At 60.0% G+C, this 17,053-nt stretch carries 16 protein-coding genes and 2 pseudogenes; 6 read left to right on the forward strand and 12 right to left on the reverse strand.

Annotated elements, in window-relative coordinates:
- Window positions 1–18: 18 nt before the first annotated feature.
- From NKH33_RS21790 to NKH33_RS21800, 3 genes are all read right to left on the reverse strand, one after another.
- On the reverse strand, window positions 19–1,626 hold the full coding sequence (locus NKH33_RS21790; RefSeq protein ID WP_352921392.1) for an ABC transporter substrate-binding protein: 1,608 nt from the start codon (window positions 1,624–1,626) through the stop codon (window positions 19–21).
- A gap of 112 nt (window positions 1,627–1,738) precedes the next feature.
- Window positions 1,739–2,092 (reverse strand): Rieske (2Fe-2S) protein, encoded by a 354-nt coding sequence (locus tag NKH33_RS21795; protein ID WP_352503722.1) that lies wholly within the window; start codon window positions 2,090–2,092, stop codon window positions 1,739–1,741.
- A gap of 11 nt (window positions 2,093–2,103) precedes the next feature.
- Window positions 2,104–3,186 carry an amidohydrolase family protein gene (locus NKH33_RS21800; RefSeq protein ID WP_352503721.1) on the reverse strand — a complete coding sequence of 361 codons (1,083 nt, stop codon included), beginning with the start codon at window positions 3,184–3,186 and terminating at the stop codon, window positions 2,104–2,106.
- Window positions 3,187–3,318: 132 nt separating this feature from the next.
- Here NKH33_RS21800 and NKH33_RS21805 point away from each other — a divergent pair, with 132 nt between their 5' ends.
- Both NKH33_RS21805 and NKH33_RS21810 read left to right on the forward strand, forming a co-directional pair.
- Window positions 3,319–4,176 carry a LysR family transcriptional regulator gene (locus NKH33_RS21805; protein WP_352503720.1) on the forward strand — a complete coding sequence of 286 codons (858 nt, stop codon included), beginning with the start codon at window positions 3,319–3,321 and terminating at the stop codon, window positions 4,174–4,176.
- An 88-nt stretch (window positions 4,177–4,264) separates the two neighbouring features.
- Window positions 4,265–5,344 (forward strand): FAD-binding oxidoreductase, encoded by a 1,080-nt coding sequence (locus NKH33_RS21810; RefSeq protein WP_352921394.1) that lies wholly within the window; start codon window positions 4,265–4,267, stop codon window positions 5,342–5,344.
- A 234-nt stretch (window positions 5,345–5,578) separates the two neighbouring features.
- Here NKH33_RS21810 and NKH33_RS21815 read toward each other — a convergent pair whose 3' ends face one another.
- From NKH33_RS21815 to NKH33_RS21830, 4 genes are all read right to left on the reverse strand, one after another.
- Complete coding sequence (locus NKH33_RS21815; RefSeq protein WP_352921396.1) at window positions 5,579–6,724, reverse strand: LacI family DNA-binding transcriptional regulator; 1,146 nt, start codon at window positions 6,722–6,724, stop codon at window positions 5,579–5,581.
- 88 nt (window positions 6,725–6,812) lie between these two features.
- On the reverse strand, window positions 6,813–8,342 hold the full coding sequence (locus tag NKH33_RS21820) for an amino acid ABC transporter permease/ATP-binding protein (protein ID WP_352614958.1): 1,530 nt from the start codon (window positions 8,340–8,342) through the stop codon (window positions 6,813–6,815).
- Between the two features lie 76 nt (window positions 8,343–8,418).
- A complete protein-coding gene (locus NKH33_RS21825) occupies window positions 8,419–9,255 on the reverse strand; it encodes an ABC transporter substrate-binding protein (protein WP_352921398.1) in 837 nt (278 codons plus the stop codon).
- A gap of 179 nt (window positions 9,256–9,434) precedes the next feature.
- Entirely contained in the window at window positions 9,435–10,271 is an 837-nt protein-coding gene (locus NKH33_RS21830; RefSeq protein WP_352921400.1) for a PfkB family carbohydrate kinase, read from the reverse strand.
- Window positions 10,272–10,374: 103 nt separating this feature from the next.
- Here NKH33_RS21830 and NKH33_RS21835 point away from each other — a divergent pair, with 103 nt between their 5' ends.
- The 4 genes from NKH33_RS21835 (at window position 10,375) to NKH33_RS21850 (ending at window position 13,704) form a co-directional block, all read left to right on the forward strand.
- Window positions 10,375–11,376 carry an SIS domain-containing protein gene (locus NKH33_RS21835; RefSeq protein ID WP_352921401.1) on the forward strand — a complete coding sequence of 334 codons (1,002 nt, stop codon included), beginning with the start codon at window positions 10,375–10,377 and terminating at the stop codon, window positions 11,374–11,376.
- Window positions 11,377–11,440: 64 nt separating this feature from the next.
- Window positions 11,441–12,568: an NAD(P)/FAD-dependent oxidoreductase gene (locus NKH33_RS21840; protein WP_352921403.1), complete on the forward strand. Its 1,128-nt coding sequence runs from the start codon at window positions 11,441–11,443 to the stop codon at window positions 12,566–12,568.
- A 457-nt stretch (window positions 12,569–13,025) separates the two neighbouring features.
- Window positions 13,026–13,268 carry a type II toxin-antitoxin system Phd/YefM family antitoxin gene (locus NKH33_RS21845; protein WP_352467423.1) on the forward strand — a complete coding sequence of 81 codons (243 nt, stop codon included), beginning with the start codon at window positions 13,026–13,028 and terminating at the stop codon, window positions 13,266–13,268.
- Window positions 13,249–13,704 (forward strand): type II toxin-antitoxin system VapC family toxin, encoded by a 456-nt coding sequence (locus NKH33_RS21850; protein WP_352474447.1) that lies wholly within the window; start codon window positions 13,249–13,251, stop codon window positions 13,702–13,704. The genes NKH33_RS21845 and NKH33_RS21850 overlap by 20 nt, the downstream gene beginning before the upstream one ends.
- A gap of 141 nt (window positions 13,705–13,845) precedes the next feature.
- Here NKH33_RS21850 and NKH33_RS21855 read toward each other — a convergent pair.
- From NKH33_RS21855 to NKH33_RS21875, 5 genes and pseudogenes are all read right to left on the reverse strand, one after another.
- A pseudogene (locus NKH33_RS21855) lies at window positions 13,846–14,280 on the reverse strand (TA system VapC family ribonuclease toxin).
- Window positions 14,277–14,501, reverse strand: a complete 225-nt coding sequence (locus tag NKH33_RS21860) for a CopG family transcriptional regulator (RefSeq protein WP_352921405.1) — start codon at window positions 14,499–14,501, stop codon at window positions 14,277–14,279. The pseudogene NKH33_RS21855 and the gene NKH33_RS21860 overlap by 4 nt, the downstream one beginning before the upstream one ends.
- 120 nt (window positions 14,502–14,621) lie before the next feature.
- Window positions 14,622–14,723 (reverse strand): annotated as a pseudogene (locus tag NKH33_RS21865) (EamA family transporter); the annotation flags it as partial.
- Between the two features lie 101 nt (window positions 14,724–14,824).
- Window positions 14,825–15,850 carry a zinc-binding alcohol dehydrogenase family protein gene (locus tag NKH33_RS21870; protein ID WP_352921432.1) on the reverse strand — a complete coding sequence of 342 codons (1,026 nt, stop codon included), beginning with the start codon at window positions 15,848–15,850 and terminating at the stop codon, window positions 14,825–14,827.
- 213 nt (window positions 15,851–16,063) lie between these two features.
- Window positions 16,064–16,978, reverse strand: coding sequence for a sugar ABC transporter substrate-binding protein (locus NKH33_RS21875; RefSeq protein ID WP_352921407.1), 915 nt, complete (start codon window positions 16,976–16,978; stop codon window positions 16,064–16,066).
- Window positions 16,979–17,053: the final 75 nt, after the last annotated feature.

Below are 17,053 nucleotides of genomic sequence, written 5' to 3' on the forward strand. Positions count from 1 at the left end.
CGGGTCCGGCCCGCTCTCTCACGCAGTGGCGATCCACCAGCGTTCGGCCATCTTCAGTCCGTCGTTCTCCCAGTTCGGCGCCACTTCGCCATGTGCGAGCTTATTGGATTTGGCGCTGACGAAGTTGTTGAAGACCAGCACGATGCTGCCGCCATCATCATGCGTCAGTTGCTGCATCTCGGCATACATTGCCGCCCGCTTGGCCTCATCCGTCTCGGCGCGCGCCTGGACAAGCAACTCGTTGAAGCGGGGATTTTTCCAGAACGACTCGTTCCAGCTGGAATCGGCGGCGAAGGCTTGCGTGAACATCCAGTCGGCCGTGGCCCGACCACTCCAATAGGAAGCGCACCAAGGTTTCTTGAGCCAGACATTGTCCCAATAGGCGTCCTCGGCCTCGCGCACGACGTTTACGTCGATGCTGCACTGGGCGGCCGTCTCGCGGATGAGCGCAGCCGCGTCCACAGCGCCTGCAAAAGCGGCATCCGCAACCGAGAGGTCCACTTTCAGTTTTTCCATCCCGGCCTTTTTCAGATAATGCTTGGCTTTCTCCGGATCGAAACTGTGCTGCGGCTGCGGATTGGTGGCGAATTTAATCGCCGGCGCGATCGGGTTGTCATTGGCCACGGTGGCGTGACCGAGAAAGATCTTGTCGACGATCTCCTGACGGTTGATCGCCCATTTCAAGGCCATTCGGACGTCCGCATTGTCGAACGGCGCCATCGTGACATTCATCGGCAACGTATAATGGCCATAGCCGGTGACCTCGACGATCTCCACCTTGGGGTTGCGTTTCAACATGCCGAGGGTCTTGAGGTCGGCGCGGCCGATATAGTCTACCTCCCCTGTCGATAACGCGGCCATGCGAGCGGCGAGATCGGTAATGGCGATGAACTCCACCTCGTCGAGATAGGGCTTGCCGTTCTTGAAGTAGTTCGGATTGCGCTTGAGCTTGGCCGAAACGCCGGGCTGGAAATTCTCGAGCACGAAAGCACCGGTGCGAACGCCTGATCCCCAATCCGCCTTGCCGTCCTTGGCCGGCATGATGACCAGATGGTAGTCACTCATGATGTAGGGGAAGTCGGCGTTGCCGCTTTTCAGCGTGAAGACAACCGTTTCAGGGCCATCCGCCTTAATGCTTGCGACGGGCTCAAGCAGCGGCTTCGCCGCCGACTTAGTTTCGTCGCCCATATGATAGCGAAGCGAAGTCACGACATCGTCCGCCGTCACATTCTTGCCGTTGTGGAAGGTTGCGCCCTTGCGAAGCTTGAAGACCCAGGTTTTGGCGCCATCGGACGATTCAAAGCTCTCGGCAAGGTCCGGTTGGACGTTGCCTTTGGCGTCGACCTCGGTGAGGCTGTTGGACATCGAGCCCGAGAACGCTGTCTGTGTGAAGGTGTCCGGGTAGCCGGCCGGATCGATCGAATCCGTCGTCGCGCCATGTGCCATTCCGAGCTTGGCGAAGCCGCCCTGCAGCGGTTCGGCGCGGGCCGTGCTGACGAAGAGCTTATCCGCAGCGGTGACCGTCAGCCCAGCGGCCAGCCCAAGATGAATGAAATCGCGACGGGAAATCTTGCCGCGACCGATCAGGCTTTGAGCGATAGCAAGCTTGTATCCAGATTCTGACATTTGACTCTCCCATTGCGGATTTTCCGCGTTATTGTTCGTCACGCACCCTGTTAAGAAATCTGCCCGTTAGCCGCGATCATCATTTCTGCTACTCTTCGAATCCGTACCTCAATCAGGCCGTCACATAGATGCTGCCCGCCTCGACCGTTACTGGAAATGTGCGCGCGCGAACGGACGGATCGACCAGGGCCGCGCCTGATTTGATGTCAAATTCCCAGCCATGCCAGGCGCAGCGCACGATCTCGTTTTGGCGGTGATAGATGAACTGCGCCTCTTCGACCGGTGCAGTTGTTCCACATTGCGGCCCCTCGCAAAGGGGAGCGCCGCGGTGCGGACAAACATTCAGCAGCGCGTGGAATGAATCTCCGATGCGAAAAACGCCGACCGAAAGGCTGCGGATCTTGGCGATGAAGGGAGATCCGGTTTCGATCTCGTCGACTCTACAGATGTATGTCTTCTCGGGCATCGTCTGCTTCCTCAGGCAGCATTCGCCGCTTGCGCGCGCGGGATGCGCTTGTAAACCTCCAGCGCATTCAGCCCCATGATCTTGCTCTTCCAGGCAGGAGGGATTTGCAGCGTGTTGGCATCGTCATAGTCCCAATGCGGATAGTCGGAGGCAAACATCAGCGTATTTTCGCCGTCCATCGCCTCGAGAGTGGACCAGAGATGCTGAATATTTGCGGGCTGCTCCAGCGGCTGCGTGGAAAAGCGGATATTTCGCCGGCAATATTCGGACGGCAGCATCTTTAGCCATGGCGTCTCTTTGCGTAGGGCTTTGTAGTCGGCGTCCAGGCGCCACAATACCGATGGCACCCAGGCGACGCCGCATTCGATGACCACGAAGTAGAGGTCCGGCCATTTTTCGAAGACGCCATGCGCAATCATGCTTGCGACATGCGAAATGGCCGACATGTGCAGGATGGCATGGGTCTCCCAGAAGAATGTCGTCGGGGCCGGAGCAATCGCGGTCGAATTCACGCCGCCATGGCCGCCCAGATGAATGGCAAAGGGCAGCCCCACCTCGGCGCAAGCCTCATAAATTGGATGGTAAAACGGATCGCCATAGGGCTTGACGGAGCCTTGCGAAGCGAGAACCTGAACCATGCGCGGGTGATTGCCCAGACGGCGTATCTCGGCGGCCGCGAGCTTCGGATCCTGTGGCGCGACGATGATCGAGCCCATGAAGCGATCGTCCTTCGGCAGCCATTGGTCGATCTGATAGTCATTGTAGGCGCTGACGAGGGCGCTGGCATAATAGGGATTGGCGAGGGTGGAAGCCTCGATCGGCTCATCGCCGGTCAGGATCGCCACATCGACCTTGTACTTGTCGAGGTGTTTTTCCTTCATGATGAGATAGTTGTCGGCTTCTGTTTTCGGACGGACGTCCTTGCGTGAGAAGTCCTGCGGATGAAACCAGGGACGATGGCCATGCGGGAAGGCGCCAACGGGACCTGTCTTCTCGCCTTCAACGAACATGTCCTTCCATAGGCCGGAAAGGTAAGGCTCCAATACAGTCGCGCTCGACCAGTAATTGTGACAATCGCAGTCGACTATGAACACGTTGCTCAGCTCCGTAGCTTCAGCCTGGACGATCTGCGGCCGATTTCACCGCGTGCAGCTTCCGCCTTGAGTATTGTTTGATCAAGCTTATGATCCTGCGCAATATGATCGACTTTTTCGATCGGAGGTCATGTGCAGCTAGATCACATCGAAACCTTTCTCGACATCATCGAGTCGCGAAATTTCAATCGTACCGCCGACCGGCTGGGGTTGACCCAGTCGACGATCAGCACCCGCATCAAGAATCTGGAGAGCGCGATCGGGTCCGAGCTCTTTCTGCGCGGGCGCGCCGGCGCTGAGCCGACAGCCGCCGGGCGGCGGTTCGAAGCCTATGCCAGATCCTTGCTGTCGACGTGGTCGCAAGCTCGACACGATGTGCGAGCGTTCAACCGTTTCGAGGGCACGTTGCGCATCGCCGCACAGGTGGGGATGACCCGTTCGGTCCTGCCGGGATGGGTCGAGACACTGTGCCAGGCGCTTCCAAAATCCTCGATCCATGTCGAGTCGGACTATTCGAACCAGATGGTCAGCGACCTAAGCATGGGAAATCTCGATATTGCCGTGCTTTATGCGCCTCGCTACCTGCCTGAGATCGCCTACGAGCATCTGATGGTCGAGGAATATGTGATGGTTTCGACGGCTGCCAGAACGCTGTCTGATGTCGACCCTGAAACCTACATTCGCCCAGGCTACACCGCGGTGCTGGAAAAGACGCACGCAGAGCTGCTGGCCGAGCTTGCGATCTGTCGGCTTTCGACGGGATCGGAAACTCTGGCGGAGATCATGCTGCGACGAACGGGCGGCACCTGCTACATGCGCAGCGACGATGCGCGCCGGTTCACGGCCGAGCTCCCATCGTTCCTCGTCGAGGGAGCGCCGACGCTGCACCAGCCAGTCCACACCGCGATCCTTGCGCGCCGCAAACACGAACCCATTATTCGCAAGGGCATCCGAGCTCTCCAGGTGGCTGTAATGTCCCTGGAAGTGTAATCGAAATTGCCGATCATAACGGCAGGATTGCGCGGCTGTTCAGCGGGGTTTGAAGTGGCATCTTGGCTCCACTTCAAACCCGAGTTGAATGATGAATGCTTACGCGGCCTTTGCAGCCTCCGGCTTCGCCCCAACAAAGCTTCACCGGGAGTGGGCACAGACCACGCCGCAGCTTGTGCTCTGCCGACGCGTGATCGACGAGACGCACGATGTGAAAACATTCGTTCTCACACCCGCTTCAGATCGGATGTTCTGCTTCAGCGCTGGCCAATATGTTGTGGTGCACCTGAGGATCGAGGGGGCCGCGGTGACACGCTCCTACTCTGTTTCATCACCGCCGACGCGACCGCTCGACCTGCAGATCACCGTGAAACGGACGCCGGGCGGGCTCGTTTCGAATTGGCTCCATGACAATTTGAAGCCGGGCGATGGGATCGAGATCGAAGGGCCGCTCGGCTCGTTCAATCTCGACGATCTGCCGCATGCAAAGTCCCTCTTCCTTTCAGGTGGCAGCGGGATAACTCCCGTCATGTCGATGCTGCGGGCATTTACCGACCGCGCAGCAAACCAGGATATCCACTTCATTCATAGTGCGAGAACGCCGGACGACATCATTTTTCGGCTCGAACTGGACGCACTTGCCGCTCGCTTTCCCAATGTTCATGTGACTTGCATTTGCAGTCATGGAGACCCGGCCTGGACGGGTCCAACCGGGCGAATTAACAGTGAGATGCTCCTGACCTTGGTTCCCGATCTCCATAGCCGCACGATTTTTGCCTGTGGGCCGGAATCCTACGTGAAGGCTGCACGCAGCTGCCTCGATGCAATCGGGCTCGCCCCTTCACAGTATCATGAGGAGAGCTTCGGGGGCGGCAACATTTCGCGTTCGCTATCGGATTCAAAGGTTTCGTCTTCGGTCCGCTTCGCCCGCTCCGGCCTTGCATATCACTGCGCGCCCGGAGAGACCCTGCTGGAAGCGGCGCGCCAATGTGGCGTCCATGTCCCAACCGCTTGCCAGCAGGGAGTTTGCGGTACGTGCCGGATCGCCAAGCTGTCTGGCGAAGTCGTCATGGATGACCTAGGCGGACTGACCTTGGAGGATAAATCGGCAGGCTACATCCTGGCGTGCTGCAGCCGCCCACAAGGCGACATTTTGCTTGATCTATAATTGTACCCATCGCGGAACGAAATCGGGCAGCCTTTGCGTTCAACGACCAAGCCATACTACTGCGACCGCAAGTGATTAGGTTTCGGAACCCGGATGGGCTCGCCCGATTTCTGGCGCAGCTCACGCTGGGCATCGCAAGCGACAAAAGTCCTACCCAGCAATACGCTTGAGCTATCATTCAGCCGTTGCATGGGACCGACCTCGACACAAAGAGGCGCGGCAATTCGGCTCCAGCTACACCGTCGCAGCCGGATCAGGGGCGTTGCGGTTGAGATGAACCGCAATCGAATTACGGTTCACCAGGCGAGCCGCGAGGACACGGTGTTCAAACGGTGCGGTGTCGCCAGCCAGCCTCTTCAAGAGAAGCTCGGCTGCCGTCGCCCCGATCAGATGCGCCGGCTGCGCGATGGCTGTGATACCTTGGGCCACGAACTGCATCCAGTCGAGATCGTCGAAGCAAAGCAGCGAAACCTCTCCCGGAATCGCAAGCTTCAGTGCGGATGTCGCCTCCAGAACGCCTGTCGACATCACACCGTCGGCGGTAAACAGGGCGGACGGCGCATTGCGCATTGTCAGCAGATCGAGTGCCTCCTTTCGGGCTGCCTCGCTGGAATAGACCGCCACGCGGCGGATCAACTGTGGATCCGGCGAAATGCCCGCAGCGCGATGGGCTTCGAGATAACCCAACAACCGTTGCCAGCTTGGATGATGGTAGCGAACGTCGGAGCTGGAGAGATCAGCGTTTGTCACAAAGGAACCAACATCATCGCGTTGGTCCGGCCCGAGTTCCGCCAATATTCCGATGCGGCTGTGTCCGGCGGCGATGACCGCCGCTATGCTGCTACGCGTTACAGAAACGTTATCGACCACGACCGAATCGGTTTCCATGCCCGCCACGATGCGGTCGAACTGCACGACGGGACAGCCGGCCGCGACTGCGTCACGAAGATGATCCGGCTTGTCCAAGAAGGTCGATGAGACGACTAAACCATCGACCTGCTTTTCCAACAGCAGCTGCACCGCCTCTCGCTCGAGTTCGGCATTTTCGTCACTATTCGTAACAATAACCCCAAAGCCGCCACGGCGCGCGACGTCCCCTATTCCGCGCAGCACGCTTGCATAGAATGGGCTTTCGATGTCGCCTACGACAACGCCGATAGTCTGGGTCTTACCGGTGATCAGGCCTTTGGCCAGGCGATTGGGCCGATAACCCAGCGCAGATGCCGCGGCGCGCACCTTCTCCTGGACCTCAGGGCTGCTGTACCCGTAGTCACCAAGCACGCGCCCAGCCGTGGCAGAGCTCACTCCAGCCCGGCGAGCGACTTCGATGATAGTTGCGTTTTTGGATCTTTGAGTCACCCAGCAAGTCCCGCCGACCATGCAACGTCGTGGCGACGAACTAGCGGCAGTTAGGCACGCCCCGCAAGGCCGAACACCGCAGAACCCGCCGCTGCGCACACCATTTGAATCACAGCACCTCCGACAGAAAGCGTCGAAGACGCGGGCTCTGCGGATTGTCGAATAGGTCTTCTGGCCGGCCTGCCTCGACGATCCGCCCCTCGTCCATGAACACGACCTGGTTCGCGACCTTGCGAGCGAAATTCATCTCGTGTGTAACGACCACCATCGTCATCCCGCCCCGCCCGAGGTCGGCCATCAAGTTCAGGACACCTTTGACCAATTCTGGATCGAGGGCGCTGGTGACTTCGTCGAACAGCATAATTTCGGGTTCGAGCGCGAGCGCACGCGCGATGGCCACCCGCTGCTGTTGCCCGCCCGAGAGATTGGCCGGCCGATGGTCCTTGCGCTCCAGCAGTCCGACTTCATTTAGCCTGGCCAAGGCCGCGTCATTAGCCTCCTCGCGCGACATGCGTTTAACTTTGCGCAGCGCCAAGGTGATGTTGGCGAGCGCGCTACGGTCGGGGAACAGATTGAACTGCTGGAAAACCATGCCCACGCGCCGCCGGAGTTGGTCAGGGGTCTGCTTGTAGATGCTTTCGCCGTCGAGCAGAATGTCACCGGCTCGGCATTCTACGAGACGGTTGAGGCAGCGCAGCAAGGTCGACTTGCCCGATCCGGACGGACCGATGAGGCAGGTGACGGTCCCGGGCTCCACTTTCAGACCGACGTCATGCAGCACCTGGACGGCGCCGTAGGCCATGTCGATATTTTTGACCTCGATGCCGCCACCCTTGAAGCGTGTGGGCGCTGCTGCAGGCAACGTCGCTGCTCCCGGCACGACGGCTTCGGCAAGCTCGGCGACCTCTTGGAGGCCACTCTGCACGGCGGTTATTCGTTTGCCGACGCGCATGCGCGCGTCGATGTAGTTGACGAGATGGGTCAGCGGCACCGTGATCACGAGATAGAACACTCCGGCCAGCAATAGGGGCGACAAGTTGCCGGTCAGCACAGCCTGGTCCTGGCCGACGCGGAACAGTTCGCGTTCGGAGGCGAGCAGACCAAGGAAATAGACCAGGCTGGAGTCTTTGACATTGCCGATGAACTGGTTGACCAGTGCAGGCAGGACGCGACGGATGCCTTGCGGGATCACCACCAGGCGCATGCCTTGGCCATACGTCATACCGAGAGTGCGCGTGGCGTCGATCTGACCCCGCTCGACGCTCTGAATGCCGGCGCGGAAAATCTCCCCGATGTAGGCTCCGGCGATCAGGCTGAGCGCCAGAATGCCCAGCGGATAAGGCGATGGACCGAACAGATCTCGGCCCAACCGCGCGAAGCCTTGGCCAATGATCAGGATTGTGACAATGGCAGGAAGCCCACGGAAGATATCGGTGTAGACTCGGGCAAGGAGTTTCAGCGGCCGGTTCTCTGAAATTCCCATGACTGCGAGGACGATACCGATCAGCGTCCCGAAAAACGTCGAGGCAAGGGCCAGGATCAAAGTGTTCTTGAGGCCGACCATCACCATGTTTGGCAGAACTTCTGCCATCGCCTGGAAATCAAGGAAGCTGCGGGCGAAGGTATCGAACCAGCTCATATCAAGTCCATCTATAACTCGGCCGGGCACCGTTGCTGACGGGCCCGGCCGGAAACGAAAATGAATACGCGCGAATTTACTTCTTGGGCAGATATTGATCCGGCATCGGAGTGCCCGGGAACCACTTCTCATGCAGCCGTTTCCAGGTGCCATCGTCCATGGCCTCGCGCAGCGCCTTGTTGAGCGCCTCGCGGAAGGCATCGTTGCCTTTCTTGACCACGAACCCGGCCGGCGCGTCGAAGGACGGCACGTTCATTGTAATCTTCAGGTTCTTATAGCGCTCCACATACTGCTTGGCCGACTCATAGTCAGTGAAATGGCCATCAATCGTCCCGTTATTCAGCGCCGCCACCGCAGTGTTGTTGTCGGGAAATTTGACAATGTCGCCCTTGAGGTTCTTCTCGGCATAGATTTCCTGCAGCGTTCCCTGGATCACGCCGATGCGCTTTCCGGCGGTGCTCTCATTGCTCGTCAGTGCCGGATCCGCCGAAATGATCGACAGGTAGCCGGCGAGATAGCCGTCGCCAAAATCCACGGTCTTCTTGCGCTGCGCCGTTGTGCCGATGGCGGCGACAGCGACATCGAAGCGGCCGTTGGCAACGGAGGGCAGCAGCGCCGAGAATTCCTGGCCGGTGAAAACGACCTGCTCCTCCTTGAACCCGAGCCGGCGCGCCACATCACGGAAGAGTTCGGCGTCGAAGCCGGTGAAGTTGCCGTTGGCATCGGTGAAGACATAGGGTTTCGCATCGCCCATGGTTCCGACGCTGATCACCGTCGGGTCGATGAGGTTATAAGGGTTGTCCGCCGCGTTTGCCTGAGTTGACGAGGCCAACGTGCCAAGTCCTGTCAACAGCGCGATCGTCAGCGCCAGACCGGATTTCGAAAGTAGGCGCCTGCTCGAATTCGTGTGCATGTCTTCTCCTCTTACGATTGGCCGAACTCGGCCTTGCGATCCCACTCGACGTCTCATCTATCAAAACGCTCTTGGACGGCGTTCGGCCAGGAAGGTGAGAACGTTATCATTTTCTCTAGCATTGTCCATTTCACGCGTCAATTGTTTCGGAGAATTTCTCAGCTAGATGGTTTCCAGTGTTAAGCGCGGGGGATCTCCGGCGTCATCTTTCCTAAGTCGATTGCTGTCGCATGGCCGATCGCCCCGTAGTACTGGCAGGTAGCAGCCGCCGCGTCCGCGGCATGGCTCAGGATGTCTTGAGGCGCCTCCTTCTTAAGCAGGCCGAATAGCGTTCTGGCGATGAAGGTGTCGCCCGCGCCCAGGGTGTCGACGGGTTTGACCAACCGCGCCGGGGTTCGGTAAGAGACGGTGTCGCCGTGAAGCACCGCGCCGGCTCGACCGCGAGTCACAAGAACCCACTTTGAACCACATGCAAGCAGTTCGGCTGCGATTGCAGCCAATTCCTTGTCGTCGAGACCGTCACCCGAGACACAAGCCAGATAGCAATGGGGCCCAATCTCGCGTCGATGTCTCGGATCCCGTCGCGTGGAAAAGTCATAAGACAACAGTGACTTACTTGATACAGCGGCAACCCACGGGTCCAAACCGCTGGACTGGCCGATGTGGACGGCCTGAAAGCCCGAGAGAAAATCCAGATCTTCTTGCGTCGGCGTAAACACCGAAACTCCGAGATCGAAGTCCAGGAAAATCCGATCGGCGTTGCGGTGACCTATGAGGCAGTAAGCGGTCGGTCCCTCGAGACGCCGTAATCGGGTGATGTCCACGCGCTCCGACGCCAGTGCAGTGCAGATAAGGTCCCCTGCCCGGTCTTTGCCGATCGCTCCGACATAGGCCGATCGCCCGCCGAAGCGGCTGACATAAACCGAGACATTGAGGCAATTTCCACCAGGATACATCTCGCCGCGAGCAAGATAACAATCGACCACGTTATCGCCTATCGCGGCAATCTTGACCATTGCAGGACTTTCAGTTTAAAGAGTGTGATAACGTTCGCACAATGGCCGCCCACCTGTCAATTGTGGGCCGGCCCCTAGCTCTGCCAACGAGACGAGGAAGCTCATGATTTCCGCCCTGCCCGCCGACGTGGAACGCGCCCTGACCGCTACGGCGGGCAGGCAGTTTTCGCACCTATTCCTCGTGGCGTGCGGCGGTTCGCTCTCGATCATGATGGCAGGCAAATACTTCGTCGACCGTCACAGCGGCGCATTCGCCTGCGACATCTACAACGCGGATGAGTTCGTCTGCCGAGACCCGCGACGGTTGGGACCTGACGCGCTCGTTGTCCTTTGCTCGCAGACCGGCACCACCCGCGAAACTGTGCGAGCGGCCAATCATGCAAAGGATCGAGGCGCAACGACAATCGGCATGACGCTCGACCAGATATCGCCCCTCGCGCTGGCGGTCGACCACGCAGTCGCCTACCAGGCCTCCTACACGACGGGCAAAGCAATCGATTCAGCCTGCAGCAACTACGGCGTGCTCTATATGTTGCTCGCCGGCCTGATCGATGCTCGGGAGGATGCCGGGCTAACTGCCGATCTGCTGAGGAGCCTGAGCCATCTTCAGCCGGCGATCGAGCGTGCGCACCGGACCTATGCCGACCGGTTTCAGGCCTTCGCCCCCCGTTTCGCGCCGCGCAATGCGATCCACACACTGGCCAGCGGTGCCAGCTATGGTGCGGCCTATTCGTACGCCACCTGCGTGTTGATGGAGATGCAGTGGTACGATTCGCAGGCCATACACGCCAACGAGTTCTTTCACGGCCCATTTGAGGTGGTCGACCGGGACGCTTGCTTCGTGGTCTTAGTGGGTTTGGACGAAACGCGGAGCCTTCCCGAACGTGCCCGAGACTTCCTTTTCAAGTACGGCAGCCGGGAAAACGTCCTGGTGCTCGATGGAGCTGAACTCGACCTCAGTGGTATGTCCGAACACATCAAACCCTATCTCGTGCCCTTGGTCTTCTTCGACACGCTTTGGCGTTTTGCCTACGAGCTGGCCGCCCTGCGCGGCCGGCCAATGCTTGAGGGCCGGCGCTACATGAAGAAGCTCACCGACTATTAGTTCCGCCGCGCTCTGCAGCCATCCAACAACTCCCAGCCCGGCTTCTGCGAAGAAGGATTTCTCCATGACTGCATCACCAAAGCCGCGCCATGTCGTTGTTATCGGCGCGGGCATCTTCGGCATCTCTTCCGCATTGCACCTTGCTCGTCTTGGCCTTGATGTAACGGTTGTCAACGACGGCGCGCCAGCCAACGGTGCATCCGGCCGTTCACTTTCCTGGCTGAACTCAGCGCGACGTGCGGACACTGCCTACCACCGCTTGAGGCTTGCAGGCATCGACCGTTATCGGACCCTGGCCGCCACAAGGCCGGAAACGGGATCGTGGCTTCGCTTTGACGGCGGCCTCACCTGGGATGCGGATGACGAGACGAACCAGATCGCGTCCGTCTGCCAGCTGGAGCAGGATATTGGTTATGACGCGCTTCTGCTCGGCCCTGCCGAAGTCGGTGCAGTGGTGCCCGGCGTCAACGCGAGCGCAATTACCCCCCAGGGTGCCATCTTCAATCCCGGCGAAGGATGGGTTGACCTGCCGTCTTTGATCAGTCTGCTGCTCAATGAGTTCCGCTCCAGCGGCGGCAAGTTTGTTCGGGACGCTGGACGCGTCCGGATAGATGCCACAGGTGGTCGCGCGCGTGGCGTCGTCACTGCCGACGGTGTGCCGGTAAAGGCGGATGCAGTGGTCCTTGCGGTCGGGCCAGCGACGCCTATCATGCTCGCAGAGATCGGAGTTCGTGTCCCCGACGCCACGCCAATTTCACTTCTCTTGAAGACCAAGCCGATCAAGACCGAGCTCCGTGCCGTGCTGAATACGCCCCGCGTGGCGGTTCGCCCGACGCCGGACGGCGCACTTGTTTTGGATTCGGCGTGGTCGGAGGAAGAAGTCGTGGTCAACTCTGACGGAACCTACACCGTGCACGACAAGACCGTCAAAGGACTGCTCGAGGAGGCTAGTGCGGTGCTCGAGGGCAATCCGCGGCTCCAACTCGCTGCCTATGCAGTTGGCCCGAAGCCCATCCCCGGCGACGGCGAGCCAGTGCTTGGCTGCGTCGAGACCGTTGCCGAACTTCACGTCGCCTTCAGCCACAGCGGCGCCACGCTTGGATTGATCGTCGGCGAATTGCTTGCCAAAGAAATCGCCTCTGGCAATCCGCATCCCATGCTTGCAACGTTCCGCCCTAATCGTTTCAGCTGAAAGGGCAATTTGGGGCAAGGCCGAACTGTCCAGATGGGTCGCGGGCCTGGGGAAGAGCCGCGTGATCGGGTTGTCGTGCTACGGCAACAGAGACGGCGAGAGGTCGGCGCTGCGCGTCCAAGCGCGAACGCCCGAAGAAGAATGCCCCGCAAACTATGGTCAGATAGCCACTCGCGATCCACTGGAGTGCGATAACCGCGACAAGTTGCGCAAGATTCCGCCCGCAAAATCAGACACTGCGCATGATCAGAAGCCGTTGCTCCAGAACGATTTCACCTTGTCAAGAGACGGCCCGCCTTGCGGCGTGCGAGGGGTCGGCAGTGACTTGACCAAGCCTTGACCAAGGGGCAGGATTGCGCCTATCGTCGCGTGCAAGCGCGATTGTCGAGCAATCTACACTCAGCTCGGTAATGAACATGGCTCGCCACGTTGACCCGACGCGCGCAAGGACAGGAAAATGACCATCACGGTGAAAGTTGGCGAGGCCAAAACGCATCTCTCGGAACTGCTTTCAAGGGTAGAAGCCGGCGAGGAGGTGATTATTTCGCGCGGCAACGATCCCATCGCTAAACTGTCGCGGATTCAACGGCGCAACGATGTCGAAGCCGTGATCGAAGAGATCAGCGCTGCCCGCGCTCGCGCCAAGCCCGTGACGCAGGACGAAATTCGGGCCTGGCGCGATGAAGGGCGTCGCGCTTGATGGCGATCATCGTCTGATGCCTTTCGTTGTCGACTTTTCCATGGCCGCTGCCTGGATTCTTCCTGATGAAGACAGTGAGGCGGCGGCCGCCCTGATGCGACGATTGCCGGGAGCAACGGCGCCTGTCCCTTCCCTGTTCTGGCACGAGGCGCGTAACGTCGTATTGATGGCCGAGCGGCGTGGCCGCATCGCGGCGGGCGAAGCTGCCACCACCATGGCACGGCTGCGCCGATTGCCGCTGGAGGACGCCGGCGGCGGGTCGGACGGCGCAGTGCTGACATTAGCGGCTTCGCACGGGCTCAGCGCCTATGACGCCGCCTATCTGGCGCTGGCAATCGAAACCGAGTTGCCGCTGGCCACCCTCGATCGGAAGCTCGCACTTGCCGCACGCCGCCAGGGAGTCCAAATTCTCGGGCCGCTCGCGAATGGCAATTGACCTCTTCGCTCGACCACCTGCCTATGTTATTCGACGTGCAGAAGTCTTTGACGCTCTCGATTCCGTGCTGCCTCTGGACCACCGCGACTTTCTCGCCGAAGAAACCCGAGAAGATCGAAGGTAGACCGCACCGAAGAGTCCCTACCTTGTTGGAATCAGATGCAGTGCAGACTTCCCGCCCTTCACGGCCGCCGCTGACAGCTTGCGGTCAAAGCTGGCCAGTTGGCCGCCGCGCGCCTTGCCGAGCGCGAGAAGGTAGGTAGCCGTCACCTGCGCCGAGGTCAGATTTTGGCTGCATCAATGTCGCCGGAGCCAACCAGGCTCACATCGTCGGGCCAGAAGCTGTGCCCGGGAAGGGTCCGCAACTTGGTAACGATTTGCGCAACGATTGCGGGCGAGCCGGGAGAATTGGGATATCTTTGGTTGCCGACGATGCGCAGAACGCCATTCTCGGTGATGGGACACGTAGCCCACGCCGCGTTACCTCTTTTTCGAACCAGCCATGCGCGTCGTCATGGGCGACGTGGCCAGGATCTATCAGTCGATCAGCACATTGACATCGAGCAGGAGCGTCACGGCAGTTCGTCTCGCAAGGCGACCGTCTCAAGCGTGACAGGAGGTGCATCCGGCCGAGGCGACAGTAGAGGAATCCCGTTGCGCTCGCCGCCGGCTGGAGGCCGACGCAGCGAGCGCCGGGCGAGATCGGTGATGACCTCGCCGAGGCTGCGATCCTGCTGCCGGGCGATGGCCTTGGCTGCAACCAGGACATCGTCATCGATCGCCAGTGTGGTTCTCATGTTGCCCTGCTTGGTGCGCATCAAACATCACGCATCATATAGAATAGCGACGTCGGATACTCAACCGGTGCGAATAGCCGGCGGACTTGGCGTGGAACACGTTTGTGCCGGAAGGATCGTTCATCCTTTGTATGCGACGAGAACTGCGGCCGCTGCGATCAGTGAAACGCCAAGCCAGTTCGGCAGGGACAATTGTTCACTGAGGAAACCCACTCCGAATACCGTGTCAAGCGCGCCGCTTAGCCTGGCCTCACCGAGCAACTCCCCCTCCCATAATGCGGCATCAGGGCTGCGGTCACATATCTTGATTGTGTTTGCTGACGTCAGCCAGATCCAGCCACGTCGACAACGGCCTTGATCAGACCGGACTTCTGCTGCGCCCAGATCGCAATATCGCGTGGGCTGTCTCGCAGGGTAGTGCGATGGGTGACGAGTCGGTCGATTGGTATTTTTCCAGCGCGGATCGAGGCAATGACGTGCTGGAAATCGCTACGCGTCGCGTTGCGACTGCCGATCAGCATCATTTCCCGCTTGTGGAACTCTGGATCTGAGAAGGTTATGTCGTCCGGCACGACGCTGACCATCACCATGACGCCACCATGGGCAACATAGGCAAAGGCAGCCTGCATCGAACGGCTGTTTCCCGTGGCGTCGAAGACGACGTCGAAACCTGCTCCCGCAGTTCGCTCCGCTATCGTTTCGACGATCGGTCTCTTCGACGCGTCGATCACCAGGAAGCCCAATTGCCTTGCGGCAAAGGCCAGCCGCTCGGCATCGACGTCCATGACGGTCACGGTGAGGTGCGCTATGCACGCAAAAAGCGCGGTGCCGAGGCCGATCGGCCCGGCGCCGATAACCAAGGCGCGAATGCCCGGCCCCGCCATGGATCTGCGCACCGCGTGAGCACCGATGGCCAGAAACTCGACCGTGGCAGCCTCGACCGGTGACAGGCCGGCCGCTGGTATCAAGTTCTGCGCCGGCACGAGAATCTGCTCGCTCATGGCACCGTCACGGTGCACGCCAAGCACCTCGATCGACATGCAGCAGTTCGGCTTTCCCTGGCGGCAGGCGGCACAATTTCCGCAGGCAAGATAGGGGTTGACGAGGATTTGCTCTCCGACCGACAGGTCCACGGGCGCGTTGATTGCCGCGATTGTTCCCGAAACCTCATGGCCCATGACGCGCGGATAGGCGAGATAAGGATGCCTGCCCTCGAAGATGTGGTAGTCGGTTCCACATATCCCGACATAGGCGACATTGATCAGTGCCCAGCCTTCGGGCGGAGTGCCTGATGCCTGCTGCTCCTCAAACACCAGCCTGCCCGGCTCAGCGCATCGCACGACTTTGATGGTGGGGCCCATGACTAGAATTCACCCCCCTTGCTAAGCTGGAGTCCGGCAACAGGAAGTGGTGGGGCGGGGGGAAACCCCCCCCCCCGGGGGGGTGAAAAGGCATAGTAGGAGGTGAGCAGCCGGACCCCGCCGGGGCCGGGGTGGACAATTGTCTCGACGCGGTGACCGCGGCGGGGCGCGGGGGCCCCCCCCCCCCCCACCGCTGGTGGATCACTCGAAGTCCTTGACGTTCCGCAGCGTCACCAGTCCGGCGCCGGTATCCACATTGGCCTCGACGGGTTCCCCGCGGATGGCCTTGACGACAGTGTCGATGCCAAGCTCACCCATTTTCGCCGGAAATTGAGCTACGCTGGCGTCCTCCGCCCCCGACTTGATCGCTTCGATCTCACCGCAGCACGCGTCGAAGCCGACCACTATGAGGTTGTCGTTGGCAATGCCGGCATTGCTGATCGACTTGACGGCGCCAGGGATCGGCGGACCGCAGGCCGAGTAGATCGCCTTGAGATCGGGATTGGCGGTGAGGATGTCTTCGGTCACTGACGTGCCAAGTTCCAGCGTGCAGTTGGTTGCGCCCTTGCCGACGACATCGACCTTGACGTCGCCCAATCCCTCCATCATGCCCGTGACCCGGTCATCCAGAGTCGGCACCCCGGGAACGCCTTGCAGGATACCGATCTTGTCACCGCTCTTGAGCACCGTTTTAAGATACTCTCCGGCGATCTTGCCGCCGTTGAGGTTGTTGGTCGAGACCAATGCCGTCTGGCCTTTCCAGTTGGGAATGCTGTTGTCGACGAGGACCACCTTGATGCCGGCGGCCACCGCCTTGTCGAGCGCCGGCGCGACCGTCGGGTCGACCGGCGTGATTGCCAGCCCCTTGACGCCCTGCGTGATCATGGACTCGATCAGTGCGATCTGACCTTCGATGTCGGTAGCCGCCTGGCCCTGGCCGGTGACCAGTTCGATCTCCGGATGAGCGGCCGCGTATTTCTTGGCGGCGTCCTCCATGGTCGAGTAGAACGGCACCGGGAATTTCGTAATCAGGCCAACCTTGATCTTGTCTGCGGCCGAAGCCGGCACGGAAAACGCAACAGCGATCACCAGCCCTGCGAACAGTTTTCGGTTCATTGGCATTGTATTCCTCCCTTGGATTGAGACGCCTCCCGGCGGGAGACGCTTCAGGCATTTGCGGACCTGAAAGGT

This window comes from Mesorhizobium sp. M1182, from assembly GCF_040318335.1.
Classification (GTDB): domain Bacteria; phylum Pseudomonadota; class Alphaproteobacteria; order Rhizobiales; family Rhizobiaceae; genus Mesorhizobium.

Excerpts from the sequence above, each read along its gene's own strand:
- NKH33_RS21790 (WP_352921392.1), bottom strand. The coding sequence starts at position 1,626 with ATGTCAGAATCTGGATACAAGCTTGCTATCGCTCAAAGCCTGATCGGT.
- NKH33_RS21795 (WP_352503722.1), bottom strand. The coding sequence starts at position 2,092 with ATGCCCGAGAAGACATACATCTGTAGAGTCGACGAGATCGAAACCGGA.
- NKH33_RS21810 (WP_352921394.1), top strand. The coding sequence starts at position 4,265 with ATGATGAATGCTTACGCGGCCTTTGCAGCCTCCGGCTTCGCCCCAACA.
- NKH33_RS21815 (WP_352921396.1), bottom strand. The coding sequence starts at position 6,724 with ATGGTCGGCGGGACTTGCTGGGTGACTCAAAGATCCAAAAACGCAACT.
- NKH33_RS21820 (WP_352614958.1), bottom strand. The coding sequence starts at position 8,342 with ATGAGCTGGTTCGATACCTTCGCCCGCAGCTTCCTTGATTTCCAGGCG.
- NKH33_RS21825 (WP_352921398.1), bottom strand. The coding sequence starts at position 9,255 with ATGCACACGAATTCGAGCAGGCGCCTACTTTCGAAATCCGGTCTGGCG.
- NKH33_RS21830 (WP_352921400.1), bottom strand. The coding sequence starts at position 10,271 with ATGGTCAAGATTGCCGCGATAGGCGATAACGTGGTCGATTGTTATCTT.
- NKH33_RS21835 (WP_352921401.1), top strand. The coding sequence starts at position 10,375 with ATGATTTCCGCCCTGCCCGCCGACGTGGAACGCGCCCTGACCGCTACG.
- NKH33_RS21840 (WP_352921403.1), top strand. The coding sequence starts at position 11,441 with ATGACTGCATCACCAAAGCCGCGCCATGTCGTTGTTATCGGCGCGGGC.
- NKH33_RS21845 (WP_352467423.1), top strand. The coding sequence starts at position 13,026 with ATGACCATCACGGTGAAAGTTGGCGAGGCCAAAACGCATCTCTCGGAA.
- NKH33_RS21850 (WP_352474447.1), top strand. The coding sequence starts at position 13,249 with ATGAAGGGCGTCGCGCTTGATGGCGATCATCGTCTGATGCCTTTCGTT.
- NKH33_RS21860 (WP_352921405.1), bottom strand. The coding sequence starts at position 14,501 with ATGAGAACCACACTGGCGATCGATGACGATGTCCTGGTTGCAGCCAAG.
- NKH33_RS21875 (WP_352921407.1), bottom strand. The coding sequence starts at position 16,978 with ATGAACCGAAAACTGTTCGCAGGGCTGGTGATCGCTGTTGCGTTTTCC.